The following is a 25,355-nucleotide window of genomic DNA, read 5'->3' as shown; positions in this document are numbered from 1 at the left end:
GCCATGGAAGCCTTGCGTCGCCGCATCGAAACCCAAGTCATGAGCCTCACCGGGCTGGCCCTAGGCCAGCTCGACCTGGAGTCGCCCAAGGGCGATCCCGGCCTGTTTGGCCCACAGAGCATCAGCTGGCAGGTGCATGGCGACTTTCCCAGCATGCTGGTGGGCGGCATCAGCGCGCTGATGCTGCAACTGCTGCATCCGCTGGCCCTGGCCGGGGTCTGGGACCATTCGAACTTTCGTCAGGACCTGCTCGGCCGCCTGCGGCGCACCAGCCAGTTCATCTCCGGCACCACCTTCGGTTCGACCCGTGATGCCGAGTGGCTGATCGACAAGGTCCGCACCATCCACCTCAAGGTGGTCGGCACCGCCGCCGATGGCCGCCCCTACGCCGCCAGCGACCCCGACCTGCTGACCTGGGTGCATGTGGCTGAAGTCAGCAGCTTCCTCGCCGCCCACCTGCGCTACCGCAATCCTGGCCTGGCGCGTAGCGCGCAGGACGCCTACTACAACGAGATAGCCCTGATCGCCGAACGCCTGGGCGCGCGCGACGTGCCCCGCTCCTGTGCCGAAGTGGATGCCTACCTGCAGCGCATGCGCCCGCAGTTGCGGTGCGATGCGCGCAGCCTCGAGGTAGTCGATATCCTGCTCAAGGCCCCGGCCCCCAGCCGTCTGGCCGAACCAGTAGGCAAGCTGATGCTCAAGGCCGGCATCGACCTGTTGCCGGACTGGGCCAGCGCAATGCTCGGCCTGCACCAGGGCGCGGTAGAGCGGCACATGATCCGCCTGGGCCTGAGCAACACCGCGCCAGTGCTGCGCTGGGCCATGCGCAATGGCTCGGCCCAGCGCGCCAGGCGGCGCATGGGCGTCGATTGAGGTATTTTGGTCCGTTCATCGGAACCGATTTAACGTGCCATACTCCAAGCACTCCAGCCTGATACAGACGAAGCGACACATGCCCAAAGGATTGACCCGCGCCCTCGGCGCACTCGTGGCCCTCGTGGCCCTGTACAGCCTGCTCGGCTTTTTCATTCTCCCCGGCATCGCCCTGCGCATCGCCAACCAGCAATTGGCGCAGTACGCCACGGTGCCAGCACACCTGCAGCGCATCGAGCTCAATCCGTTCAGCCTCGAGCTGACCCTGTGGGGCCTGCAGATCGGCGAGCCCGGCAAGGAGCAGGTCGGCTTCGAGCGCCTCTACGCCAACCTGTCCCTCGACAGCTTATGGACCAAGGCCGTGCGCCTTGACGCGGTGGAGCTGGACAAGCCGCGCACCGAGCTGCTGTTCGCCAAGGACGGCAGCCTCAACCTGGCCCAGCTGTTCAAGCTCCCGCCCAGCGAGCCCAAGGCCGAGGAACCGCCAAGCGACCCGTTCCCGCTGCGCATCGCCAGCATCAAGCTGAGCGAGGGCTACCTGCACTTCCAGGACCTGCGCCCGAGCGAGCCGATCGAGTTTCTCTACGACTCGATGAACCTGGAACTGAAGAACCTCAGCACCCTCCCCGACGACAACGCCGACATGACCCTGGTGGCCAACGGCCCGGCGGGTGGGCGCATCGACTGGAGCGGCACGCTCAGCCTGACGCCGATCGCTTCCGAGGGCACGCTGAAAGTCACCGACGGCAAGATGAAGCTGTTCTGGCCATATGTGCGCGACGCCGTGCCGCTGGTGCTGGAAGACGGCATGGTCAGTCTCGACACCCACTACAAGCTCAACCTTTCCAAGGAAACCGAACTGCTGCTGGACAACACTTCGGTGCGGGTCGCGCCCTTCGCCATCAAGGCCCCGGATGGTCGCCCACTGGCGCGCCTGGCCAGCCTGGAGGTGAGTGAAACCTCCATCGACCTGGCCAAGCAACTGGTCACCGTCGGTAAGATCCGCAGCGACAAGCTGGAAACCTGGGCGGCCCTGGAGAAGGACGGCCAGCTCGACTGGCAGAAGCTGTTCGCCAGCCAGCCGGCCAAGGCCACGCCAAAGGAGAAGGCCGAGCCCGCCGCCGCCGAGCCAACCCCGGAAGAACAGGCTGCCAAAGAGCCGAGCAAGCCCTGGCAGGTCCTGCTCAAGGACGTGCAGGCGCGCAACTACATGGTCCACCTGGCAGACCGTAGCCAGAAAGAGCCCGTGGCCCTGGATGTCGGCCCGCTCAACCTCGACCTGCAGAATTTCGACAGCCTCAACCAGTCGCCCTTCACCCTCAAGCTCGACACCGGCGTGGGCAAGCAGGGCAAGCTGCAGGCCGCAGGCCAGGTCAACCTGGCACCGGTCTCGGCCAAGCTCGACGTCGCCACCCGCGATATCGACCTGCGGGTGGCGCAGGCCTACATCAGCCCGTTCATCCGCCTGGAGCTGCGCAGCGGCATGCTTTCCAGCGACCTCAAGGTCGATCTGAAGAGTACCGAGCCCCTGGCCTTCAGCATTACCGGCAAGGCCCAGGCCAACCAGTTGCATACACTGGACACCATCAAGAACCGCGACTTCGTCAAATGGCAGCAGGTCAACGTCGATGGCCTGTCGTATGTGCACGGCGACGCCCTGTCCATCGACAAGGTGACACTGCTGCAGCCCTACGCACGCTTTATCATCAACGAAGACCGCACCACCAACGTCGACGACCTGCTGATCCCGCAACCCGCTGACAAGCCTGCCACGGCCCCGAGCAAGCCCGCCGCTGCCGGTAGCGGCAAGGAACTGGGCATCCGCATCGGCCAGATCAGCATCAACGACGGCTCGGCCAACTTCGCCGACCTGACCCTGACGCCTAACTTCGCCACCGCGGTACAGCAGCTCAACGGCCAGATCGGCACCATCGACAACCGCAAGCCACTCCCGGCCAAGGTCGACATCAAGGGCAAGGTGGACCGTTACGCGCCTGTGACCATCAAGGGCGCGCTCAACCCGTTCAACCCACTGGCCAGCCTCGACATCGCCACCAGCTTCAAGCGTGTCGAGCTGACAACCCTGACGCCCTACTCCGGCAAGTTCGCCGGTATGCGCATCCGCAAGGGCCGGTTGAACCTCGACCTGCATTACCTGATCACCAACGGCCAGCTCAAGGCCGAGAACAAGGTGGTGATCGAGCAACTGCAGCTGGGCGAGAAGGTCGACAGCCCGGATGCCGTGGACCTGCCGATCCGCCTGGCGGTGGCCTTGCTCAAGGATACCGAAGGCAGGATTTCCATCGAGCTGCCGGTGTCGGGCGACCTCAACAACCCACAGTTCAGCGTGATGCCGATCGTCTGGCAGACCCTGCGCAACCTGGTGCTGCGCGCGGCGCAGGCGCCGTTCAAGCTGCTTGGCGGGCTGGTCGCCGGTGGCGGCGCGGAAGATCTGGGCAATGTCTCGTTCGCGCCGGGCTCCAGCGACCTCACCCCCGACGTGCAAACATCCCTGGACAAGCTCGCCTCGGCCCTCAAGGAGCGCCCCGAGCTGCGCCTGGAAATCGAAGGCACGGCGGCCCAGAGCAGTGACGGCCCGCTGATTGCCCAGCAGCGCCTGGAGCGCGAGTACCAGGCGACCTGGTACAAGATCCTCCAGCGTCGGGGCGACAAGGTGCCGGCCAATGCTTCGTTGCTGGTGGTGGACGACAGCGACAAGCCGGCGATGCTCGAGGGCATCTACCGTACCCGCCTGAAACAGCAGCCCCCGGCTGAATGGCAGGACCTGGGCCGTGACGAGCGCAGCGCCAAGCTGCGCGAGGCGGTGATCAAGTCCTGGGCGGAAAGCGCCGTGTTGCTGCGCAACCTGGGCCAGGAGCGGGCCAGCAGCATCAAGGACTATCTGGTGGACAAGGGCCAGCTGGAAGATGACCGCGTGTACTTCATCGACACCAACCTCGGCCAGGCCGAGAGCGATGGCCGCGTGGTGACGCCGATGCACCTGGATGCCGAGTAACCCTCGACCGAGTCGCCCTCATCGCCGACAAGTCGGTGATGAGGGCAGCGCAGGCGATCAATACCATCAGGCCAGCCGTTGCCCCGATACCGCCGGGTGATACAGCGGCTGCACCTTGTTCCCCGCCGGGTCCAGCAAATGGAAGCTGCGCGCGCCATCGCCGTGATTGAACGGGCGATCCAGCAGCGTCACGCCATGGGCCTTGAAGTACTGATACCAGGCCTCCAACTCCTCCACGCTGTCGACGATGAACCCATAATGATCCAAGGTCTGCAGCCCGTTGGCCGCACCTGCGCCACGCCCGAGCGACAGGTTGTCGTTGCCGCAGGTGAGATAGACCAGGTCTTCATTGGCACGGTTGAGCACCTCCATGCCCAGCACATCCACGTAGAAACGCTCGCACTCCTCCAGGTTGGGGACCAGCAGGGCGATGTGCCGCAAGCCATTGAGACGGCCTGGGCGGGCAGGTAGATCGGACATGAGCGCGGCTCCTTTTTTGTATACAATTCATAATAGAATTTAAAACAAAAGGAACGTCATGTGTACTGCCTATTTATCAAGACGCGCGTGAAACCCGGCACCGCCGATGCCTTCCTGGCAGCCATCAATGCCAACGCCGCAGCGTCGGTCGCCACCGAGCCGGGTTGCCTGGTATTCGATGTCTCGCAGGATCGGGAGAATGCCGATGTCATCTACCTGTACGAGATCTACCAGGACGATGAGGCGTACGAGGCGCATACCCGGACCGCGCATTTTCGCGACAGCCGCCCCTTGGTGGAGCCGCTGATCGAAGAGCAGGTGTGTTTCGAGAGCGATGTGATCGCCCGGAACCCGGTGAACTGAAGCCGCTTTCCTGAATGCCAATAGAAAAGCCCCGGCGAATGCCGGGGCTTTTGCTTGAAGGGGTGGCCAAATCCTTTTGGCCGACGGGACAATCCTTATTCGGCTTTCAGGCCATCAGCCGAGACGGCCTGTACGCCCTTGATCTTCTTGGCGATGGCAACCGCCATTTCCTTCTGCGCATCGGTAATGGCCACGTCCGAGGACAGGGACACTACGCCTTTGTTGGTTTCAACCTTGATGTCACTGCCCGGCACGCCTTTCTCGGTCATCAGGTCAGCCTTCACCTTGGTGGTGATCCAGGTGTCGGAAGTGGCTTCCTTGGCTTTGGTCACCTCACCGGCCGCAAGCGTCATCGGGGCCTGGGTGGACTGGGCAGCAAAAGCCGCGTTAGCCATGGTCAGGGTCAGAGCGGTAGCAGTAGCGGCAGCAATGGCGAACTTCTTCATGTGAGTCACTCCTGTTTTTTCGAAAGGTCTGCGCCTTGGTTCCTGGCGTCAGGTAGTAAGGTAGTTGCAGGGGCTGTGCCAGTTTTTGCACGCCCTATAAAACCTTTAAAATCAATGAGTTAAACAAATCAACCAGAAGCCCGCACCGTGCATTTTGCAATCCCGGGGAAAAAGCCACGTGCAAGATGCATGCTCTCAACTATTTTGCGGCAGGCATAAAAAAAGGACCCCGAAGGGTCCTCCTTTCAGCCTCGAAAGGCTTAGACGCCCGATGCCTTGGCAGCGGCAACGTCCTTGATCGACAGCTTGATACGGCCGCGGTTGTCCACGTCCAGTACCAGTACTTCGACTTCCTGGCCTTCTTTCAGCACGTCGGTGACCTTCTCGACGCGAGCATCGCTCAGCATGGAGATGTGCACCAGGCCGTCCTTGCCCGGCAGGATGTTGACGAAGGCACCGAAGTCGACGATGCGCTCGACCTTGCCGACGTAGATCTTGCCGATCTCGGCTTCGGCGGTGATGCCCAGGATGCGCTGCTTGGCAGCGTCCGCGGCTTCCTTGGTTTCGCCGAAGATCTTGATCGAGCCGTCGTCTTCGATGTCGATCGAAGCCTTGGTCTCTTCGCAGATGGCGCGAATGGTGGCGCCGCCTTTGCCGATGACGTCACGGATCTTGTCGGTGTCGATCTTCATCGCGATCATGGTCGGCGCGTTGGCCGACAGCTCGGTACGCGACTCGCCGATGATCTGGTTCATCTGGCCGAGGATGTTCAGGCGCGCTTCCAGGGCCTGGCCCAGGGCGATTTCCATGATCTCTTCGGTGATGCCGTTGATCTTGATGTCCATCTGCAGCGCGGTGACGCCTTTGGCGGTACCGGCTACCTTGAAGTCCATGTCGCCGAGGTGGTCTTCGTCACCCAGGATGTCGGTCAGTACGGCGAACTTCTCGCCTTCCTTGACCAGGCCCATGGCGATACCGGCAACCGGCGCCTTCATCGGTACGCCCGCGTCCATCAGCGCCAGGGAGGCACCGCAGACCGAAGCCATGGAGCTGGAGCCGTTCGACTCGGTGATTTCCGATACCACGCGGATGGTGTACGGGAACACGTCGGCGGCCGGCAGCATGGCCTGCACCGAACGACGGGCCAGACGGCCGTGGCCGATTTCACGACGGCCAGCACCGCCCATGCGACCACACTCACCTACCGAGAACGGCGGGAAGTTGTAGTGCAGCATGAAGGGGTCTTTCTTCTCGCCTTCGAGGGTGTCCAGCAGCTGGGCGTCACGGGCGGTACCCAGGGTCGCGACGACCAGGGCCTGGGTTTCGCCACGGGTGAACAGGGCCGAACCGTGGGTCTTCGGCAGAACGCCGACTTCGATGTTCAGCGGGCGCACGGTCTTGGTGTCGCGACCGTCGATACGTGGCTTGCCGTTGACGATGTTTTCGCGAACGGTGCGGTATTCGATCTCGCCGAAGATGTCTTTCACTTCGCCAGCCGACGGCTGGCCTTCTTCACCGGAGAACTTGGCGATCGCCTGATCGCGCAGCTCGCCCAGGCGCGCGTAGCGGTCGGCCTTGACGGTGATGGTGTAGCCCTGCGACACCGCTTCGCCGAACTCGGCGCGGATGGCGTTGAACAGTTCGGTGTTGGCAACGGCAGGTTTCCAGTCCCAGGTCGGCTTGGCGGCTTCGGCGGCCAGCTCTTTGACAGCCTTGATCACAGCCTGGAATTCGTCGTGGGCGAACAGTACGGCGCCCAGCATCTGGTCTTCGGTCAGCTCTTTGGCTTCCGATTCAACCATCAGTACGGCCGACTCGGTACCGGCAACGACCATGTCCAGGCTCGAGGCGGCCTGCTGCTCGTAGGTCGGGTTCAGCAGGTAGCCGGTGCTTTCGTGGAAGGCAACGCGGGCGGCGCCGATCGGGCCTTCGAACGGAATGCCCGAGATGGCCAGGGCAGCCGAGGTACCGATCATCGCAGCGATGTCCGGATCGGTCTTCTTGCTGGTGGAAACCACGGTGCAGACAACCTGCACTTCGTTCATGAAACCTTCAGGGAACAGCGGGCGGATCGGGCGGTCGATCAGGCGCGAAGTCAGGGTTTCTTTTTCGGATGGGCGGCCTTCACGCTTGAAGAAACCACCTGGGATCTTGCCAGCGGCGTAGGTCTTTTCCTGGTAGTGCACGGACAGCGGGAAGAAGCCCTTGCTCGGATCGGCATGCTTGGCACCGACCACGGTCACCAGCACGGTGACATCGTTGTCGACGGTGACCAGCACGGCGCCGGTGGCCTGACGGGCAATGCGGCCCGTTTCGAGGGTAACGGTCGATTGACCGAACTGGAATTGCTTGATTACCGGGTTCACGGTTTCCTACCTTTTTCAGTGGCTCTTGGGGGAACTGGTTCTTGCGAATTCTTGGGCAGAACGGGGAATCGGCCCCATTGACCGTCCAGATACAACACGAGGCTGGGAGCCTGGCGCCGGGCGGATAAACCGCTCGGCACACCAGGCTGCCAACCTCGCAGATCGCGCGGCGTGTCCGACGGCGACGCTGGCAGGCAGCGTTGCCGAAGAATGCGACACACCATGCAACACCACTGGCCAGGCCGCTATTAGCGACGCAGGCCCAGGCGACCGATCAGGGCGCTGTAACGAGTGGTGTCTTTACCCTTCAGGTAATCCAGCAGCTTACGACGCTGGTTGACCATACGGATCAGACCACGACGGGAGTGATGGTCTTTTTCGTTGGCCTTGAAGTGGCCTTGCAGCTTGTTGATGTTGAAGGTCAGCAGGGCAACCTGTACTTCCGGGCTACCGGTGTCGCCGGCGGCTTGCTGATAGTCTGCAACGATCTGAGCTTTTTCTTCGACGCTGAGGGCCATTTGGCTTCTCCTGATAAACGGATCCCGCAAGCGGGGTCCAATAGGCCAGGGACTGGATCCCTGTATTAATAAAAAGAGTAATGACCGTGCCTACTGACAGCCATCCTCGAATCCGCAGGGCAAAGCGTTGACCTCGCCCTGTGGTATCGGTCATTCCGACCGAATCAGTCGACGCGGCGCAATGCGCCCGTCTTCGCTCACCTCACCGATACCGATGAAGCGGGCATTGTGATCCTGTACGCGGACCATGCCGAATTGCGGCGCGTCCGGCGCACGTACTGCCTGGCCATGTAGCCAATAGAACGCGCTGTGCTCGGACAATACCACCAATGGCCAGTCCTGCAAGCCGCTGTCCGAGGGCATCAGGAAGCGATCGAGCGCTTCGTTGCCACCTTCGGCGTGAGCCTGTTCCAGCTCTTCGAGCGTGACGGTCTGGGCCAGCTCGAAGGGGCCGGCCTGGGTGCGGCGTAGCTCGGCGACGTAGGCACCACAGCCCAACGCCTCGCCCATATCCTCCACCAGGGTGCGAATATAGGTTCCCTTGCTGCAGCCAACCGACAGGCGTGCCCGGGTGCCTTCGCACTCCAGCAGGTCCAGCCGGCCAATAGTAACAGAACGCGCCTCGCGCTCCACTACCTCTCCTGCGCGCGCCAGTTTGTACAGCGGCTGGCCGTCGCGCTTGAGGGCCGAGTACATCGGAGGCACCTGCTGGATTTCACCGCGAAAACGCGGGATGACCGCTTCGATGTCGACGCGACCAACGGTCACGTCGCGGGTCTTCAGCACTTCGCCTTCGGCGTCCCCGGTGGTGGTGGTCTGGCCCATCTGCATCACTGTCTCGTAGCCCTTGTCGGAATCGAGCAGGTACTGCGAGAACTTGGTGGCCTCGCCGAAGCACAGCGGCAGCACGCCGGTGGCCAGCGGGTCGAGGCTGCCGGTGTGGCCGGCCTTCTCGGCGTTGAGCAGCCAGCGGACCTTCTGCAGGGCAGCGTTGGAGGTGAACCCCAGCGGCTTGTCGAGCAGGATGATGCCGCTGACGTTGCGGCGGATACGTTTGACCTGGGCCACCGCTTACTCCTTGGTGTCCGGCGCGTCGGCATCCTGGTGCTGGCGGTCTTCGGCCACCGCACGTTCGATCAGCGCCGACAGATGCACACCGCGGCTCACGCTTTCATCGAAGTGGAAATGCAGCTGCGGCACGCTGCGCAGTTGCATCGAGCGCCCCAGGTGCAGACGCAGGAAGCTGGCGGCGCTGTTCAAGGCCTTGAGCGACTGCTTGACGGCGTCCGGGGTTTCTTCGCCCATGACGGTGATGAACACCTTGGCATGGCCGAGGTCACGGCTGACGTCGACGGCGGTGATGGTCACCAGGCCGACACGCGGATCTTTGACTTCACGGCGGATCAGCTCTGCAAGCTCGCGCTGCATCTGATCACCGATACGTTGGGTACGGCTGTATTCTTTTGCCATTCTTGCTACCTGTATCTTAAAGCGGCAAACGCCCGGTCAAGCTCGAAGCCTGACCGGGCGCTACCTTCAGAGGTTCAGGCAACCGCCCTGGGGCGGGGCCTGCACCACGCTCGGCCCTTACAGGGTACGAGCCACCTGGACTTTCTCGAACACTTCGATCTTGTCGCCGACCTTGACGTCGTTGTAGCTCTTGACGCCAATACCGCACTCCATGCCGTTGCGTACTTCGGACGCATCGTCCTTGAAGCGACGCAGCGATTCCAGCTCGCCTTCGAAGATCACCACGTCGTCGCGCAGAACGCGGATCGGACGGTTGCGGTACACGGTACCCTCGATGACCATACAGCCAGCGATGGCGCCGAACTTCGGCGAACGGAACACGTCACGGACTTCGGCGACACCCAGGATATTCTCGCGAACATCGCTGCCGAGCATGCCGGTCAGGGCTTTCTTGACGTCTTCGATGATGTCGTAGATCACGTTGTAGTAACGCATATCCAGACCTTCCTGCTCGACGATCTTGCGCGCGCCGGCATCGGCACGCACGTTGAAGCCGAACAGTACAGCGTTGGACGCCAGCGCCAGGTTGGCATCGCTTTCGGTGATACCACCGACGCCGCCACCGATGACGCGAACCTGAACTTCGTCGTTGCCCAGGCCGCCGAGCGAACCTTGCAGCGCCTCGAGGGAACCGCGCACGTCGGTCTTGAGGACGATGTTGAGGGTCTTCTTCTCTTCCTGACCCATGGTCTCGAAGATGTTTTCCAGCTTGCCGGCGTGAGCACGGGCCAGCTTGACCTCGCGGAACTTGCCTTGACGGAACAGCGCAACTTCACGCGCTTTCTTCTCGTCGGCAACCACCGACATCTCTTCGCCAGCGTCCGGTGTACCGTCCAGGCCGAGGATCTCGACCGGGATCGACGGGCCGGCTTCCTTCACAGGCTTGCCGTTCTCGTCGAGCATGGCACGCACGCGGCCATAGTTGGAGCCGACCAGGACCATGTCGCCCTGACGCAGGGTACCGTCCTGAACCAGGATGGTCGCCACCGGGCCACGGCCCTTGTCCAGACGCGACTCGACCACGACACCACGACCAGGTGCGGTCGGGGTGGCCTTGAGTTCGAGAATCTCGGCCTGCAACAGGACAGCTTCGAGCAACTCGTCGACGCCGGTACCCATCTTCGCCGAAACCTTGACGAACGGGGTATCACCACCCCACTCCTCGGAGGTCACGCCTTCGACGGACAGCTCGTTACGGATGCGGTCGAGGTCTGCGCCTGGCTTGTCGATCTTGTTCACTGCAACGACCAGCGGTACGCCAGCTGCCTTGGCATGCTGTACGGCTTCGCGGGTCTGTGGCATCACACCGTCGTCCGCCGCCACCACCAGGATGACGATGTCGGTCGCCTTGGCACCACGGGCGCGCATTTGCGTGAACGCAGCGTGGCCAGGGGTGTCGAGGAAGGTGACCATGCCACGGTCGGTTTCGACGTGGTAGGCACCGATGTGCTGGGTGATACCACCGGCCTCGCCAGCAGCAACCTTGGCACGACGGATGTAGTCGAGCAGCGAGGTCTTGCCGTGGTCGACGTGGCCCATGACGGTCACGACCGGCGCACGAGAGGTGGTCTCGCCTTCGAACTTCAGCGATTCGGCCAGGGAGTCTTCCAGGGCAGTGTCGCTGATCAGGGTTACCTTGTGGCCCAGCTCTTCTGCTACCAGCTGAGCGGTTTCCTGGTCGAGCACCTGGTTGATGGTGACCGGAGTCCCCATCTTGAACATGAACTTGACCACTTCAGCGCCCTTGACGGACATCTGGTTGGCCAGATCGGAGACAGTGATGGTCTCGCCGATCGCCACGTCACGGATAACCGGGCCAGTCGGGCTCTGGAAGCCATGCGCATTGCGCTTCTTGCCTTTGCCCTTGCCACCGCGACGACGGAAACCATCGCTTTCTTCATCGGTGGTACGCGGCGCGGCGCGCGGAGTCGGAGCCTTTTCCTTCTCCTTGACCTTGACCTTGACCGACATGCGCGGCGCTTCGCCACGGCCGGCGGTAGCTTGGCCACCACCGCGACGATCGTCATCACGGGTGCGGCTTTCGTTACGACGGGTCTCGTCCTTCTTGCGCTCGGCAGCACGCGCAGCAGCGTCTTCGGACACCGGTGCGTTGGCCACTACCGGGGCAGCAGCAGGTTCAGCCTTGGCCACTGGCGCAACGGCCGGAGTTTCAGCGGCCTGACGGCGTGCCTGCTCCTCGTTACGCTGGCGAACTTCGGCTTCAATTTTGTCGCGGGCTGCGTTTTCAGCCGCACGGCGCTCTTCCTGTTCGCGCTTCTGCTCAGCCTGGATCTCTTCCGGGCTGCGCTGCACGAATACCTTCTTCTTGCGTACTTCTACGCTGATGCTTTTGCTACCGGCGACACGCAGAGTGCTGGTGGTCTTGCGCTGCAAGGTAATCTTGCGCGGCTCTTCCGCCTTGCTCTTGTGGCTGCTCTTCAAATGAGTCAGCAGGGTCTGCTTCTCATTGTCGGTCACTACCTGACCGGCGTCGGTGTGCGGCAGACCTGCCTCACGCATCTGCTGCAGCAGGCGCTCTACCGGTGCCTCGACCTCTTGGGCCAGTTCTTTCACCGTGACTTGCGTCATGCACTTCTCTCCTCAGGCCGCGCCTAATTACTCGAACCAGTGGGCTCGGGCGGCCATGATCAACTTGCCGGCACGCTCTTCGTCGATGCCGTCGATGTCGAGCAGGTCGTCGATCGACTGCTCGGCCAGGTCTTCGCGGTTAACCACGCCGCGCACCGCCAGTTCCGCCGCCAGGTCCTTGTCCATGCCCTCAAGGGAGAGCAGGTCTTCGGCCGGATGGGCGTCTGCCAGTTTTTCTTCGGTAGCGATGGCCTTGGTCAACAAACGGTCCTTGGCTCGAGCGCGGAGCTCATTGACGATTTCCTCGTCAAAGCCATCGATGTTGAGCATTTCTTCCAACGGTACGTAGGCAATTTCTTCGAGGCTGGTAAAGCCTTCGTCGACCAGCACTTGTGCCAGCTCCTCGTCGACTTCCAGTTCCTCGACAAAATTACGCAGGATGTCGCCGGTTTCAGCTTGCTGCTTGGCCTGGATGTCCTTCTCGGTCATCACGTTCAGGGTCCATGCGGTCAGCTGGCTGGCCAGGCGGACGTTCTGGCCACCACGGCCAATCGCCTGGGCCAGGTTGTCCTCGGCAACGGCGATATCCATCGCATGGGCGTCCTCGTCAACGATGATCGCGGCAACCTCTGCCGGCGACATGGCGTTGATGACGAACTGCGCCGGGTTCTCGTCCCAGAGGACGATATCCACACGCTCGCCACCCAGCTCGCCGGATACGGCCTGGACGCGCGAACCACGCATGCCGATACAGGCACCCTGCGGGTCGATGCGCTTGTCCTTGGAGCGGACGGCGATCTTGGCACGCGAACCCGGATCACGGGAGGCGGCCATGACTTCGATGAGGCCTTCGGCGATTTCCGGCACTTCGATGCGGAACAGCTCGATCAGCATCTGCGGCGCGGTGCGCGACAGGATCAGCTGCGGGCCGCGGTTCTCGGTGCGGATTTCCTTGAGCAGCGCACGCAGACGCACGCCGACACGGAAGGTCTCACGGGGAATGATGTCTTCACGCGCCAGCAGCGCCTCGGCATTGTTGCCCAGGTCGACGATGACGTTGTCGCGGGTGACCTTCTTGACAGTACCGGAGATGATCTCGCCCACGCGCTCGCGGTAGGCATCGACCACCTGGGCGCGCTCGGCCTCGCGGACCTTCTGCACGATGACCTGTTTGGCGGTCTGCGCGGCGATGCGACCGAACTCGATCGACTCGATCTTCTCTTCGATCACGTCACCGATCTTGGCATCCGGGTGCGTGTCCTGGATCTTTTCCAGCCAGGTCTCGATCGCCGGATCGTCCAGGTCGTTTTCGTCGACCACGGTCCAGCGGCGGAAGGTCTCGTAGCTACCGGTGTGGCGGTTGATTTCCACACGCAGGTCGACTTCGTCCTCAAAACGTTTTTTGGTTGCAGTGGCCAGGGCCACTTCCAGCGCTTCGAAAATGACGCCTGGCGGTACACCTTTCTCGTTGGATACCGATTCAACAACCAGCAGTACTTCTTTGCTCATCGTACGCCTCGCCTTGCGCAAGCCATTGGCCCCGGAACATCCGCCGGGCCCGGCACGTCTCAGTCAAAACTGGGAATAATATTGGCCTTGTCGATCGAGTCGATCGGCAACAGGAACTCTTGATCGTCCACCTGGACCACCACATCCTGCTCCTCCACACCGCGGAGAAGGCCCTGGAAGTTACGACGGCCCTCGAAGGGCGTACGCAGCTTGATCTTCACCTGCTCGCCGGCATGCGCTGCAAACTGTTCTAAGGTGAACAGCGGGCGGTCCATGCCTGGAGAGGACACCTCGAGGGTATATTCAGAGCTGATCGGATCTTCCACATCGAGGATGGCGCTGGCCTGACGGCTGACGGCTTCGCAGTCTTCCACCAGGATGCCGCCTTCCTTGTCGATATAGATACGCAGTACCGAATGCTTGCCTTGGGAGACGTATTCGATCCCCCAGCATTGGTAGCCCAGGCCCTCGACAACCGGGGCCAACAAGGCCTGCAACTGTTCTAGCTTGCTCGACACCTGAACCCCCTCGTGCATGCTGTGCAAATAAAAAATGGGCGAAGCGCCCATCCCTGAAAGCGCCGTTGGACAACGACGCCAAAACTGTTCGGCTAGCAAAAAGCCCCTGAAAAGGGGCTCTGCTGAAGCTGGTTGCGGGGGCTGGATTTGAACCAACGACCTTCGGGTTATGAGCCCGACGAGCTACCAAGCTGCTCCACCCCGCGACAAAGCTGGGGCGAAAGTATAAGACTGAACCCTTTGCTGGGTCAATCCGACCTCCACCTGCAAGAAAGCCCGCTAAAGCGGGCTCTCATGCTTCAATTGGTACCGAGAAGGGGACTCGAACCCCTACACCCTATGGGCACAACCACCTCAAGGTTGCGTGTCTACCAATTCCACCACCTCGGCAATACTACATTTGAAACCCGTTACTGCTGCTCTTTGGCTGGAGGAGGTACATCACCAGAGTTGGTGGTTTCACTCTTCTGCTGCTGGAGCACCGGTACATCATCATTGACTGCCGGCTTTTGCTCTTTGACTTCCAGCACTGCTGGATCTGGCAGACCAGCTTGAGTCAGCTGGTGAGCCTGCTGCTTGGCGAAGTATCCTAACCCAAGTGCAGTCAAAAAGAAAGTGGCGGCAAGTATAGCAGTAACTTTACTCAAAAAGGTAGCGGAACCTTGGCTTCCGAACACAGTATTTGAAGCACCTGCGCCGAAAGATGCACCTGCTTCCGCACCTTTACCCTGCTGCAACAACACCATGACTACCAGTGACAGTGCTGCCAACAGATGAAAAACAACTACGACTGTTTCCAGCATTTTTCAGTTTCCTGCGGCGCGACAAATTGCACCGAATTCGTCTGCATTCAGGGACGCTCCACCAATGAGCCCCCCATCGATATCCGGCATGCCGAACAGTTCGGCCGCATTAGCCGCCTTCACGCTGCCGCCGTAGAGAAGCTGCACCTTGCGGGCAACTTCGGCGTCCTTTTCCGCCAACTGCTTGCGGATGGCTGCATGCACATCCTGCGCTTGCTGGGGCGAGGCCGTCAAACCTGTACCAATGGCCCATACAGGCTCATAGGCAATTACTGCATTGGCAAAAGCGGCGATACCGAACGCGTCGATTACACTGCTTAGTTGACGCCCTACAACTTCGAGCGTCTTGCCTGCATCACGCTCGGCGAGAGTTTCCCCTACACAGAGCACTGGCGTCAAACCACTTTTCTGTGCGGCTGCAAACTTTTGATTCAGCACTTCGTCACTTTCGCCGATAATCTGGCGACGCTCCGAATGGCCGATCAACACCAACTTGCAACCGACTTCTGACAACTGACTCGGTGCAACTTCACCGGTCAGTGCGCCCTGCTCGGGCTGTACCGCAGAATTCTGTGCTCCAACGATGATCCCCTTGCCTTTCAGCCCATCAACAACTTCATTGATGAACAGGGCCGGTGGAAACACCGCGACTTCGATACCGTCGGGAATGAGCATGTTGCCCAACCCCTGAGTCAGCTCAGCGACGCTGGCGCGGGTACCGTGCATCTTCCAGTTACCAGCTACCATGGGGCGACGCATGCTTTACCTCGTCGGTCAAAGTGGGCGCAGATCTTACCCAACCCGATCTGCGCTGGCAAGCCTCTTTCAGGCACAAACTTCTTCAACGAGCTTGGCCAGGGCTTCGGCATGGCCGCGCACCTGGGTTTCGTCGTCACCCTCTACCATCACCCGCACCAGAGGCTCGGTACCCGACTTGCGCAGCAGCACACGGCCGCGACCGGCCATGGCCTCGGTCGCCTTGGCGCTGGCCTCTTTGACCAACGGATTTTCCAGGGGATCGCTCTTGCCTGCGGCGAAACGCACGTTGATCAGCACCTGAGGGCATTTGCGCACCGCCTGGCGTGCCTGGGCAAGGTTCTCGCCTCGGCGCTTGAGCGCCATCAGCACCTGCAGCGCGGCGATGATCGCGTCTCCCGTGGTGGTGTGGCTACCGCAGACGACATGCCCGGAATTTTCGCCACCCAGCAGCCATTCGCGCTCGAGCAGCTCGGCCATCACGTAGCGATCACCCACCTTGGCGCGCACGAACGGAATATCAAGCTCCTTGAACGCCAACTCCAGGCCCAGGTTGCTCATCAACGTACCGACCACGCCGCCTTGCAGCTTGCCGCGCTCCTGCAAGTCGCGGCCAATGATGAACAGCAACTCGTCGCCGTCGACGATAGTGCCGGTGTGGTCGACCATCAACACACGGTCACCGTCGCCGTCGAAGGCGATGCCGATGTCCGCATGCCCGACCAGCACCGCGGCCTGCAGCGACTCGATATGGGTCGAACCACAGCCCTCGTTGATGTTCAGGCCATCTGGCGCTGCGTGCAGTACCGTGACTTCGGCACCGAGCTCACGGAACACGCTCGGCGCGACCTTGTAGGTGGCGCCGTGCGCGCAGTCCACCACGATCTTGAGGCCATCGAAGCTGGTGCTACTGGGCACGCTGCTCTTGCAGAACTCGATATAGCGCCCCGCCGCGTCGTTGATACGCGAAACCTTGCCCAGCTTGCTGGACTCGACAACGGTCATCGGCTGGTCGAGCAGTTCCTCGATCATCAGCTCGACTTCGTCCGGCAGCTTGGTACCGGCGCCGGAGAAAAACTTGATGCCGTTGTCATCATGCGGATTGTGCGAGGCGCTGATGACGATACCCGCTTCAGCATGGAAAGTGCGCGTCAGGTAAGCGATGGCAGGCGTCGGCATCGGCCCGAGCAGCATCACATCGGCGCCGGCCGCAGACAGGCCGGCCTCCAGCGCGGACTCGAACATGTAACCCGAGATACGCGTGTCCTTGCCGACCAGCACACGGCAATTTCCCTGCTTGCGGAACGCCATGCCAGCCGCCCAGCCGAGTTTCAGCATGAAGTCCGGGGTGATGGGGAACTGGCCAACGCGACCACGGATACCATCGGTACCAAAGTATTTTCTGCTCATAGTGACTCCAATGTTCTTATTCGGCGTACTGCACGGCCGCGATCATGCGCACCACGTCGACGGTTTCCGCCACGTCATGCACTCGCAGGATGCTCGCACCCTTGGTCATGGCCAATGCCGCCAGCGCCAGGCTACCGTACAGGCGCTCACCTACGGGGCGACCCAGCGCGAGGCCGATCATGCTCTTGCGCGAGACGCCCACCAGAAGCGGCCTCCCGAGGCGATAGAGCGCTTCCATGTGTTTGAAAAGGCTGAGGTTGTGCTCGAGGGTCTTGGCAAAGCCGAACCCCGGGTCGAGGAGGATGCGCTCAGCCCCGATGCCAGCCGCCGCGCAGGCGGCCATACGCTGTTCAAGATAGCGCGTAACATCGGCTGTCACATCTTCATACTGCGGATTGTCCTGCATGTTGCCCGGCTCGCCGCGCATGTGCATGAGACACACCGGCAAGCCGGTGTCCGCCGCGGCATCAAGCGCACCGTCGCGCTCCAGGGCGCGCACATCGTTGATCAAGCCAGCACCGAGGCGCGCGGATTCGCGCATGACCGCAGGCGTGGAGGTATCGACCGAGATGACCACGTCGAGCCGACTGTTGATCGCTTCGACGATCGGCGCGACGCGTTCCAACTCCTCGAGCGGGGATACCGCTCGCGCACCAGGCCGGGTGGACTCGCCTCCGACATCGATCAGCGTAGCACCCGCTGAAACCATGGCTTCAGCATGACGCAGGGCCTCGTCGCGCTGATTGAAGCGCCCACCATCGGAGAACGAGTCTGGGGTGACGTTGAGAATACCCATGACATGGGTACGGGACAAATCAAGAACCCGGTTGCCACAAGGCAACCGGGCCGGGTACTGCTTAGAGCTCATAGATGCCCTTAGTGTTGAGCCGCTGGACCGCCGATCGGCGACTCCGGACGATCATCCTGGGAAGCTTGCTTGCCAGAGGTCCCGGCATCGTTGTCCCAGTCACGTGGCTCACGCGGAGTGCGGCCAGCCATGATGTCGTCGATCTGGTCGGCATCGATGGTTTCGTACTTCATCAATGCCTCGGCCATGGCGTCGAGCTTGTCGCGATTGTCGGTGAGAATCTGCTTGGCCGTGGCATAGCACTGGTCGATGATGCTGCGCACTTCGGAGTCGATCATCTTCGCCGTCTCGCCGGAAACGCTGGCATGCTGGCTACCCGCGCTGCGGCCGAGGAACACCTCGCCCTCTTCTTCGGCGTACATCAGCGGCCCGAGTTTTTCGGACAGGCCCCACTTGGTGACCATGTTCCGGGCAATCTGGCTCGCACGCATGATGTCGTTGGAGGCGCCAGTGGTCACACCGTCGAAGCCCAGGGTCATCTCTTCAGCGATACGACCGCCGTAAAGCGAGCAGATCTGGCTGATCAGCGCACGCTTGGACAGGCTGTAACGGTCTTCTTCCGGCAGAAACATGGTCACACCCAGGGCACGACCACGCGGAATGATCGACACCTTGTACACCGGATCATGCTCGGGGACGACACGGCCGACGATGGCGTGACCAGCTTCGTGGTAAGCGGTGTTCTGCTTCTCTTTCTCGGACATGACCATGGTCTTGCGCTCGGCGCCCATCATGATCTTGTCCTTGGCCAGCTCGAACTCCTTCATCTCGACCACGCGCTTGCTGGAACGGGCAGCGAACAGCGACGCCTCGTTGACCAGGTTGGCCAGGTCGGCACCGGAGAAGCCAGGGGTACCGCGGGCGATGACCGCCGCGTTGACGTTCTCGCCGATTGGCACCTTGCGCATGTGCACTTTGAGGATCTGCTCACGACCACGGATGTCCGGCAGGCCGACCACCACCTGGCGGTCGAAGCGGCCCGGGCGCAGCAGCGCCGGGTCGAGCACATCGGGACGGTTGGTGGCGGCGATGACGATGATGCCATCGTTCATCTCGAAGCCATCCATTTCGACCAGCAACTGGTTCAGGGTCTGCTCTCGCTCGTCGTGACCGCCGCCCATGCCGGCGCCACGGTGGCGGCCGACGGCGTCGATCTCGTCGATGAAGATGATGCATGGCGCGTGCTTCTTGGCCTGCTCGAACATGTCGCGCACGCGGCTGGCACCCACGCCGACGAACATCTCGACGAAGTCGGAACCGGAAATGGTGAAGAACGGCACCTTGGCTTCGCCGGCGATGGCCTTGGCCAGCAGGGTCTTACCGGTACCGGGCGGGCCGACCATCAGCACACCGCGGGGGATGCGGCCACCCAGGCGCTGGAACTTGCCAGGGTCACGCAGGAACTCGACCAGCTCGCCAACTTCTTCCTTGGCCTCGTCGCAACCGGCAACGTCAGCCAGGGTAGTCTTGACCTGGTCTTCGGACAGCAGGCGCGCCTTGCTCTTGCCGAAGCTCATCGGGCCGCCTTTACCACCGGCACCGCCCTGCATCTGGCGCATGAAGAACATGAACACGGCGATGATCACCAGAATCGGGAAGCTGGCGACCAACAGTTGCGTCCAGATGCTCTGCTGCTCAGGCTGCTTGCCTTCGACGGTGACGTGGTTATCGACCAGGTCGCCGATCAGGCCGTTATCCGTGATGGCTGGGCGGACGGTCTTGAAGTTGTCGCCGTCGGTGCGCTTGCCGGTAATGATGTAGCCGTCGACGGTCACGCGCTCGACCTTGCCATCCTTGACCTGCTGGATGAAGTCGGAATAGTTGAGGGTCTGCGGCTCGTTAGGGCTCGAGAAGTTGTTCATCACCGTCACCAGGACGGCGGCGATGATCAACCAGAGGATCAGATTCTTTGCCATGTCGTTCAATTCGCTACCCTCTGAGGCCGGCGCACGACGCAGCCGTGCCTCGCATGATATTCATCGCCCTAACTTACTACATTACCCACGCATCCGCAGGCACCGTCTGTAACCCTTTGTGAAAGCTAGACTACACGAAGTTCGGACGATCCAGACGGAGCCGCCGATTGGAAATAACTATCGGCAACCCCGCAGCACGCCTTTCACGCTCCCTTGAAACCCTTGCCCAACAGGTACTGTTCGCGGGAACGATCCCGCGAGGACGACGGCTTGCGCATCTGCACCTTGTCGAACTTGCTGCGCACGTCCTTCAGGTACATGTCGAAACCCTCGCCCTGGAAGATCTTGATCAGGAAATCCCCGCCGGGCTTGAGCACGCGGGTCGCCAGATCCAGGGCCAGTTCGCAGAGGAACATGGCACGCGGCATGTCCACCGCGGGCGTACCACTCATATTGGGGGCCATATCGGAAATCACAAGGTCTACGTGCGAATCACCGACCGCCTGCAGGATCTGCTGCAGCACTTCGTCCTGGGTAAAGTCGCCCTGGATGAAGGTAACGTCCGGGATCGAGTCCATTTCCAGGATGTCCGAGGCGATCAACCGCCCTTGGCCGCCAATCAGACGACTGGTCACCTGCGACCAGCCACCTGGCGCTGCGCCGAGGTCGATCACGCTCATGCCGGGGCGGATCAGGCGGTCTTTTTCCTGGATCTCCAGCAGTTTGTAGCTCGCACGCGAGCGGTAGCCATCCTTCTGCGCCTGTTTCACAAAAGGATCGTTGAAATGCTCTCGCAGCCAGTTTGCGCTGCTTTTGGAACGTTGTACCACGGGGCACCTCGATGATATGCGTCGTGTTTGACTGGGCGGAGCCAGGGGCCCTCGGGTAAAATGCCCGTCAATTTTACAGAATCAGACGAAAAGGGTCAGATTATGCCGCTCAATAACGAGCAGAAGAAGCAATACAAGTCCATTGGTCATGACCTGAAGCCGGTCCTGATCGTTGCTGGCAACGGTGTGAACGAAGGCGTCGCCGCCGAACTGGAGCGCGCCCTGGCCGATCACGAGCTGATCAAGGTCGAAATCCGTTCGGAAGACCGTGAAGAGCGCGCCGCCGCGATTGCCGAACTGTGCAAGGTCGGCCGCGCCGAACTGGTGCAGACCATCGGCAAGAAAGCGCTGATCTACCGCAAGAACCCACAGCCGAACAAGCAGCTGTCCAACATCCACCGTTACAAGTAACAGTGGCGCCGATCAGTGGCGCGCCTAGCGCGCCCTGACCGGAACCGGCTGGGCCACCAGCACGATGCCGGAGAAGCCCAGCACCAAAAAGCAGAACATCTGCCAGCGCTCACCCACGGAGATCCCGTAGCGCAGGGTGTAGTAGCTGAGACAGGCAGCAAAGCCAAGCAGCAGCATCTGCCCACGGAACTGCCGCCACCAGGCCGCCAGGCCATCCACCCTGGCCAATACTGCCAGCTGGGTCAACAGCCCGAGCAGCGCCACGCCGATCAACCAACGGTCGATCTGCACGGCAATATCCTGCACCAGCAACGGCGCAAGGCCACTGACCTTGAGCGCCGGCACCAACCCCACGTGGAACACCCACAAGCCACCGACCCAGAAAACCTGGGCCAGCTGCCAGAGGATCCCCTCGAGGGATGGCGCCCGCAGGCGCCGGTCAGATGTGCTTGACTTCGACAATCTCGTACTCGACCGTGCCACTTGGCGTCTTGACGACGACAGTATCACCCTCTTCCTTGCCGATGATGGCACGGGCGATCGGCGCACCGCTGGAGAGCTTGCCCTGCTTCACGTCGGCTTCATCCTCGCCGACGATCTGGTAGGTCACCTCTTCATCGGTCTCGGTGTTCGCCAGCACCACGGTGGTGCCGAAAATCACCTTGCCGGTGTGGGCGATGGTGGTGACGTCGATCACCACCGAGTTCTGCAGGCGGCCTTCGATATCGCGGATACGCGCCTCGACCATGCCTTGCTCCTCACGGGCGGCATGGTATTCGGCGTTTTCCTTGAGGTCGCCCAGCTCGCGGGCCTCACCGATAGCCTGGCTCAGGCGCGGGCGCTCGGTCTTGCTCAGGAACAGATGCTCTTCTTCCAGGGCGCGAGCGCCCTGGACGGTCATCGGGTACTTGGTAATGCTCATGCTTTGAGTCCTGCATGCAGATCCTGCAGGCGACGAACGGTCTTTTCCGGACCGAATTTCAGCGCCTCGCAGATGGCTTCACCGGCCGCAATGGTGGTGGTGCAGTAAATCTTGTGCTGCAGCGCATTGCGACGAATCGAGTAGGAGTCGGCGATCGACTGGCGGCCTTCGGTGGTGTTGATGATCAGCGACACTTCGTCGTTCTTGATCATGTCGACCACGTGCGGGCGACCCTCGGTCACCTTGTTCACACGGCGCACTTTCAGGCCGGCCGCTTCGATAACCTTGGCGGTGCCTGCAGTTGCAACCACTTCGAAGCCCAGGGCGATCAGGTCGCGAGCAACGCCAGCCACTTGTGGCTTGTCGTCGTCGCGCACGCTGATGAACGCGGTACCGCCGGTCGGCAGTACTTCGCTGGCGCCCATCTGGGCCTTGGCGAAGGCTTCACCGAAGCTGTCGCCGACACCCATGACTTCACCGGTGGATTTCATCTCAGGGCCGAGGATCGGGTCAACCCCCGGGAACTTGGCGAACGGGAAGACGGCTTCCTTGACGCTGTAGAAGTTCGGGATGATTTCCTGGGTGAAGCCCAGTTCTTTCAGGGTTTTGCCAGCCATGACGCGCGCGGCGATCATCGCCAGCGAGGTGCCGATGCACTTGGACACGAACGGCACGGTACGCGAGGCGCGCGGGTTGACCTCGATCACGTAGATCTTGTCGCCCTGCAGGGCCAGCTGCACGTTCATCAGGCCGACCACGCCCAGCTCCAGGGCCATTTTCTTGACCTGTACGCGGACTTCGTCCTGCACTTCCTTGCTCAGCGAGTAAGGTGGCAGCGAGCACGCCGAGTCACCGGAGTGAACGCCGGCCTGCTCGATGTGCTGCATGATCGCGCCGATCACCACGTCGGTACCGTCGCAGACCGCATCCACGTCCATCTCGATGGCGCAGTTGAGGAAGTGGTCAAGCAGCACCGGGCTGTCGTTGGACACTTGCACCGCTTCACGCAGGTAGCGCTTGAGCTCGTCCAGTTCGTAGACGATCTCCATCGCGCGGCCGCCCAGTACGTAGGACGGGCGCACCACCAGCGGGTAGCCGATAGTGCCGGCCGCCTTGATGGCTTCATCTTCGCTGCGCACGGTGGCGTTTGGCGGCTGCAGCAGGTTCAGGCGCTGAACCATCTGCTGGAAACGCTCGCGGTCTTCGGCGCGGTCGATGGCGTCCGGACTGGTGCCGATGATTGGCACGCCGGCTTCTTCCAGGGCACGGGCCAGTTTCAGCGGGGTCTGGCCGCCGTAGTGGACGATGACGCCCTTCGGCTTCTCGACGCGGCAGACTTCAAGCACGTCTTCGAGGGTCAGCGGCTCGAAGTACAGACGGTCGGAGGTGTCGTAGTCGGTGGAGACGGTTTCCGGGTTGCAGTTGACCATGATGGTCTCGTAACCGTCTTCACGCAGTGCCAGCGCTGCGTGCACGCAGCAGTAGTCGAACTCGATGCCTTGGCCGATACGGTTCGGGCCACCGCCCAGGATCATGATCTTGTCGCGGGTCGACGGGTTAGCCTCGCACTCTTCCTCGTAGGTCGAGTACAGGTAGGCGGTGTCGGTGGCGAACTCGGCGGCGCAGGTGTCGACGCGCTTGTACACCGGGAACACTTCCAGCTTGTGGCGGTGACGGCGCAGGTTCTTGTCGGTGATGCCGAGCAGCTTGGCCAGGCGCTGGTCCGAGAAGCCCTTGCGCTTGAGGCGCAGCATGTAGTCCTTGTCGATTGCCGACAGGGCCAGGGTCTTGACCTTCTCTTCTTCCTTGATTAGATCTTCCATCTGCACCAGGAACCACAGGTCGATGCCGGTCAGCTGGAAGATTTCCTCGATGGTCATGCCCGAACGCATGGCGTCGGCCACGTACCAGATACGCTCAGCACCCGGCACGGTCAGTTCGCGCTTGAGGATGCTGGCGGCTTCCGGGCTGGCCAGGTCGACTTTCGGGTCGAGGCCGCAGGCGCCGACTTCCAGGCCACGCAGGGCTTTCTGCAGGGATTCCTGGAAGGTACGGCCGATGGCCATGACTTCACCGACAGACTTCATCTGGGTGGTCAGGCGGGCGTCGGCCTTGGGGAATTTCTCGAAGGCGAAGCGTGGCAGCTTGGTAACGACGTAGTCGATCGACGGCTCGAAGGACGCCGGGGTACGGCCACCGGTGATGTCGTTCTGCAGTTCGTCGAGGGTGTAGCCGATGGCCAGCTTGGCGGCGATCTTGGCGATCGGGAAGCCGGTGGCCTTGGAGGCCAGGGCGGACGAACGCGAAACACGCGGGTTCATCTCGATCACAACCATGCGGCCGGTGTTCGGGCAGATGCCGAACTGCACGTTGGAACCGCCGGTCTCGACACCGATTTCACGCAGCACCGCCAGCGAGGCGTTGCGCATGATCTGGTATTCCTTGTCGGTCAGGGTCTGTGCCGGAGCCACGGTGATCGAGTCACCGGTGTGCACGCCCATCGGGTCGAAGTTTTCGATGGAGCAGACGATGATGCAGTTGTCCTTCTTGTCGCGGACCACCTCCATCTCGTATTCCTTCCAGCCGATCAGCGATTCGTCGATCAGCAGTTCCTTGGTCGGCGACAGGTCCAGACCACGGGTGCAGATTTCTTCGAACTCTTCACGGTTGTAGGCAATACCGCCACCGGTGCCGCCCATGGTGAAGGACGGGCGGATGATGCATGGGAAGCCGAGCTTCTCGAGGACCGCATTGGCCTCTTCCATGCTGTGTGCGATACCCGAGCGCGGGCACTCAAGGCCGATGTCCTTCATGGCCTTGTCGAAGCGCGAGCGGTCTTCGGCCTTGTCGATGGTGTCGGCGTTGGCGCCGATCATTTCCACGCCGAACTTTTCCAGAACGCCATGGCGCTCCAGGTCCAGGGCGCAGTTCAGCGCGGTCTGGCCGCCCATGGTCGGCAGGACGGCGTCCGGGCGCTCTTTCTCGATGATCTTGGCCACCGATTGCCATTTGATCGGCTCGATGTAGGTGGCGTCGGCCATGGCCGGGTCGGTCATGATGGTGGCTGGGTTGGAGTTCACCAGGATGACGCGGAAACCTTCCTCGCGCAGGGCCTTGCAGGCCTGGGCGCCGGAATAGTCGAACTCACAGGCCTGGCCGATCACGATCGGGCCAGCGCCGAGAATCAGGATGCTTTTGATGTCTGTACGTTTTGGCATGGTGGTCACTCAA

Annotated in this window: 22 protein-coding genes and 2 tRNA genes; 4 read left to right on the top strand and 20 right to left on the bottom strand. The window is 61.7% G+C overall.

From position 1 onward, the window contains the following. Positions 1–3 precede the first annotated feature (3 nt). Together DFS21_RS25600 and DFS21_RS25595 are read left to right on the top strand one after the other, a co-directional pair. A complete protein-coding gene (locus tag DFS21_RS25600; RefSeq protein WP_110701740.1) occupies positions 4–873 on the top strand; it encodes an oxygenase MpaB family protein in 870 nt (289 codons plus the stop codon). Between the two features lie 79 nt (positions 874–952). Continuing rightward, positions 953–3,889 carry a DUF748 domain-containing protein gene (locus DFS21_RS25595; protein WP_110701742.1) on the top strand — a complete coding sequence of 979 codons (2,937 nt, stop codon included), beginning with the start codon at positions 953–955 and terminating at the stop codon, positions 3,887–3,889. Between the two features lie 66 nt (positions 3,890–3,955). On the opposite strand, the gene DFS21_RS25590 is transcribed toward DFS21_RS25595, so the two are convergent. Continuing rightward, entirely contained in the window at positions 3,956–4,369 is a 414-nt protein-coding gene (locus tag DFS21_RS25590; protein ID WP_046854071.1) for a VOC family protein, read from the bottom strand. 60 nt (positions 4,370–4,429) lie between these two features. Between DFS21_RS25590 and DFS21_RS25585 the strand changes: the two genes are divergently transcribed. Next, complete coding sequence (locus DFS21_RS25585) at positions 4,430–4,732, top strand: putative quinol monooxygenase (RefSeq protein ID WP_111533405.1); 303 nt, start codon at positions 4,430–4,432, stop codon at positions 4,730–4,732. A gap of 95 nt (positions 4,733–4,827) precedes the next feature. On the opposite strand, the gene DFS21_RS25580 is transcribed toward DFS21_RS25585, so the two are convergent. The 16 genes from DFS21_RS25580 to rlmE all read right to left on the bottom strand — a co-directional run bounded on the left by DFS21_RS25580 (position 4,828) and on the right by rlmE (position 20,791). Further along, complete coding sequence (locus DFS21_RS25580) at positions 4,828–5,178, bottom strand: BON domain-containing protein (RefSeq protein WP_102683196.1); 351 nt, start codon at positions 5,176–5,178, stop codon at positions 4,828–4,830. A gap of 260 nt (positions 5,179–5,438) precedes the next feature. Further along, positions 5,439–7,544 (bottom strand): polyribonucleotide nucleotidyltransferase, encoded by a 2,106-nt coding sequence (gene pnp, locus DFS21_RS25575; protein ID WP_023629334.1) that lies wholly within the window; start codon positions 7,542–7,544, stop codon positions 5,439–5,441. 248 nt (positions 7,545–7,792) lie between these two features. Then, complete coding sequence (gene rpsO / locus DFS21_RS25570) at positions 7,793–8,062, bottom strand: 30S ribosomal protein S15 (RefSeq protein WP_023629335.1); 270 nt, start codon at positions 8,060–8,062, stop codon at positions 7,793–7,795. 150 nt (positions 8,063–8,212) lie between these two features. Then, a complete protein-coding gene (gene truB / locus DFS21_RS25565) occupies positions 8,213–9,130 on the bottom strand; it encodes a tRNA pseudouridine(55) synthase TruB (protein WP_110701746.1) in 918 nt (305 codons plus the stop codon). A 3-nt stretch (positions 9,131–9,133) separates the two neighbouring features. Beyond that, positions 9,134–9,532: a 30S ribosome-binding factor RbfA gene (rbfA, locus tag DFS21_RS25560; RefSeq protein WP_023629337.1), complete on the bottom strand. Its 399-nt coding sequence runs from the start codon at positions 9,530–9,532 to the stop codon at positions 9,134–9,136. Between the two features lie 117 nt (positions 9,533–9,649). After that, positions 9,650–12,181, bottom strand: coding sequence for a translation initiation factor IF-2 (gene infB, locus DFS21_RS25555; RefSeq protein ID WP_102683195.1), 2,532 nt, complete (start codon positions 12,179–12,181; stop codon positions 9,650–9,652). Positions 12,182–12,208: 27 nt separating this feature from the next. Further along, the gene (gene nusA / locus DFS21_RS25550; protein WP_038706865.1) at positions 12,209–13,690 is read right to left on the bottom strand and encodes a transcription termination factor NusA; all 1,482 of its coding nucleotides are present in this window, start codon (positions 13,688–13,690) and stop codon (positions 12,209–12,211) included. 59 nt (positions 13,691–13,749) lie between these two features. Next, positions 13,750–14,208 (bottom strand): ribosome maturation factor RimP, encoded by a 459-nt coding sequence (rimP, locus tag DFS21_RS25545; RefSeq protein ID WP_158539583.1) that lies wholly within the window; start codon positions 14,206–14,208, stop codon positions 13,750–13,752. 129 nt (positions 14,209–14,337) lie between these two features. Next, positions 14,338–14,414, bottom strand: a tRNA-Met gene (locus DFS21_RS25540). A 98-nt stretch (positions 14,415–14,512) separates the two neighbouring features. Then, positions 14,513–14,598: transfer RNA gene (locus DFS21_RS25535), tRNA-Leu, on the bottom strand. Between the two features lie 20 nt (positions 14,599–14,618). Continuing rightward, positions 14,619–15,011, bottom strand: a complete 393-nt coding sequence (gene secG / locus DFS21_RS25530) for a preprotein translocase subunit SecG (RefSeq protein ID WP_046854066.1) — start codon at positions 15,009–15,011, stop codon at positions 14,619–14,621. A 3-nt stretch (positions 15,012–15,014) separates the two neighbouring features. Then, on the bottom strand, positions 15,015–15,770 hold the full coding sequence (gene tpiA / locus DFS21_RS25525) for a triose-phosphate isomerase (protein ID WP_110701748.1): 756 nt from the start codon (positions 15,768–15,770) through the stop codon (positions 15,015–15,017). 66 nt (positions 15,771–15,836) lie between these two features. Then, positions 15,837–17,177, bottom strand: coding sequence for a phosphoglucosamine mutase (gene glmM, locus DFS21_RS25520; RefSeq protein ID WP_110701750.1), 1,341 nt, complete (start codon positions 17,175–17,177; stop codon positions 15,837–15,839). A 16-nt stretch (positions 17,178–17,193) separates the two neighbouring features. Beyond that, a complete protein-coding gene (folP, locus tag DFS21_RS25515) occupies positions 17,194–18,045 on the bottom strand; it encodes a dihydropteroate synthase (protein WP_110701752.1) in 852 nt (283 codons plus the stop codon). Positions 18,046–18,053: 8 nt separating this feature from the next. Beyond that, positions 18,054–19,961, bottom strand: a complete 1,908-nt coding sequence (ftsH, locus tag DFS21_RS25510) for an ATP-dependent zinc metalloprotease FtsH (RefSeq protein ID WP_038706866.1) — start codon at positions 19,959–19,961, stop codon at positions 18,054–18,056. A 203-nt stretch (positions 19,962–20,164) separates the two neighbouring features. After that, positions 20,165–20,791: a 23S rRNA (uridine(2552)-2'-O)-methyltransferase RlmE gene (rlmE, locus tag DFS21_RS25505; protein ID WP_011532133.1), complete on the bottom strand. Its 627-nt coding sequence runs from the start codon at positions 20,789–20,791 to the stop codon at positions 20,165–20,167. A 102-nt stretch (positions 20,792–20,893) separates the two neighbouring features. Between rlmE and DFS21_RS25500 the strand changes: the two genes are divergently transcribed. Next, a complete protein-coding gene (locus tag DFS21_RS25500; RefSeq protein ID WP_102683191.1) occupies positions 20,894–21,202 on the top strand; it encodes a YhbY family RNA-binding protein in 309 nt (102 codons plus the stop codon). 24 nt (positions 21,203–21,226) lie between these two features. Here DFS21_RS25500 and DFS21_RS25495 read toward each other — a convergent pair whose 3' ends face one another. Genes DFS21_RS25495 through carB form a run of 3 tightly spaced genes read right to left on the bottom strand, consistent with a single transcriptional unit; the run spans position 21,227 to position 25,342 of the window. Beyond that, positions 21,227–21,664 carry an MFS transporter gene (locus DFS21_RS25495; RefSeq protein ID WP_102683190.1) on the bottom strand — a complete coding sequence of 146 codons (438 nt, stop codon included), beginning with the start codon at positions 21,662–21,664 and terminating at the stop codon, positions 21,227–21,229. Next, positions 21,642–22,124, bottom strand: coding sequence for a transcription elongation factor GreA (greA, locus tag DFS21_RS25490; RefSeq protein WP_011532131.1), 483 nt, complete (start codon positions 22,122–22,124; stop codon positions 21,642–21,644). The genes DFS21_RS25495 and greA overlap by 23 nt, the downstream gene beginning before the upstream one ends. Beyond that, the gene (gene carB, locus DFS21_RS25485) at positions 22,121–25,342 is read right to left on the bottom strand and encodes a carbamoyl-phosphate synthase large subunit (protein WP_031314636.1); all 3,222 of its coding nucleotides are present in this window, start codon (positions 25,340–25,342) and stop codon (positions 22,121–22,123) included. The genes greA and carB overlap by 4 nt, the downstream gene beginning before the upstream one ends. Positions 25,343–25,355 lie beyond the last annotated feature (13 nt).

Origin of the sequence: Pseudomonas sp. 2848 (assembly GCF_003253945.1) — a bacterium.
Classification (GTDB): Bacteria; Pseudomonadota; Gammaproteobacteria; order Pseudomonadales; family Pseudomonadaceae; genus Aquipseudomonas.
Note: the sequence above shows the minus strand (reverse complement) of the source record. Positions and strands in the feature narration are given on the sequence as shown.

Coding starts and splice junctions, on each gene's coding strand:
- glmM (WP_110701750.1), bottom strand. CDS start 17,177: ATGAGCAGAAAATACTTTGGTACCGATGGTATCCGTGGTCGCGTTGGC.
- DFS21_RS25500 (WP_102683191.1), top strand. CDS start 20,894: ATGCCGCTCAATAACGAGCAGAAGAAGCAATACAAGTCCATTGGTCAT.
- rpsO (WP_023629335.1), bottom strand. CDS start 8,062: ATGGCCCTCAGCGTCGAAGAAAAAGCTCAGATCGTTGCAGACTATCAG.
- carB (WP_031314636.1), bottom strand. CDS start 25,342: ATGCCAAAACGTACAGACATCAAAAGCATCCTGATTCTCGGCGCTGGC.
- ftsH (WP_038706866.1), bottom strand. CDS start 19,961: ATGGCAAAGAATCTGATCCTCTGGTTGATCATCGCCGCCGTCCTGGTG.
- tpiA (WP_110701748.1), bottom strand. CDS start 15,770: ATGCGTCGCCCCATGGTAGCTGGTAACTGGAAGATGCACGGTACCCGC.
- folP (WP_110701752.1), bottom strand. CDS start 18,045: ATGAGCTCTAAGCAGTACCCGGCCCGGTTGCCTTGTGGCAACCGGGTT.
- greA (WP_011532131.1), bottom strand. CDS start 22,124: ATGAGCATTACCAAGTACCCGATGACCGTCCAGGGCGCTCGCGCCCTG.
- DFS21_RS25580 (WP_102683196.1), bottom strand. CDS start 5,178: ATGAAGAAGTTCGCCATTGCTGCCGCTACTGCTACCGCTCTGACCCTG.
- DFS21_RS25590 (WP_046854071.1), bottom strand. CDS start 4,369: ATGTCCGATCTACCTGCCCGCCCAGGCCGTCTCAATGGCTTGCGGCAC.
- DFS21_RS25600 (WP_110701740.1), top strand. CDS start 4: ATGGAAGCCTTGCGTCGCCGCATCGAAACCCAAGTCATGAGCCTCACC.
- infB (WP_102683195.1), bottom strand. CDS start 12,181: ATGACGCAAGTCACGGTGAAAGAACTGGCCCAAGAGGTCGAGGCACCG.
- DFS21_RS25595 (WP_110701742.1), top strand. CDS start 953: ATGCCCAAAGGATTGACCCGCGCCCTCGGCGCACTCGTGGCCCTCGTG.
- rbfA (WP_023629337.1), bottom strand. CDS start 9,532: ATGGCAAAAGAATACAGCCGTACCCAACGTATCGGTGATCAGATGCAG.
- secG (WP_046854066.1), bottom strand. CDS start 15,011: ATGCTGGAAACAGTCGTAGTTGTTTTTCATCTGTTGGCAGCACTGTCA.
- nusA (WP_038706865.1), bottom strand. CDS start 13,690: ATGAGCAAAGAAGTACTGCTGGTTGTTGAATCGGTATCCAACGAGAAA.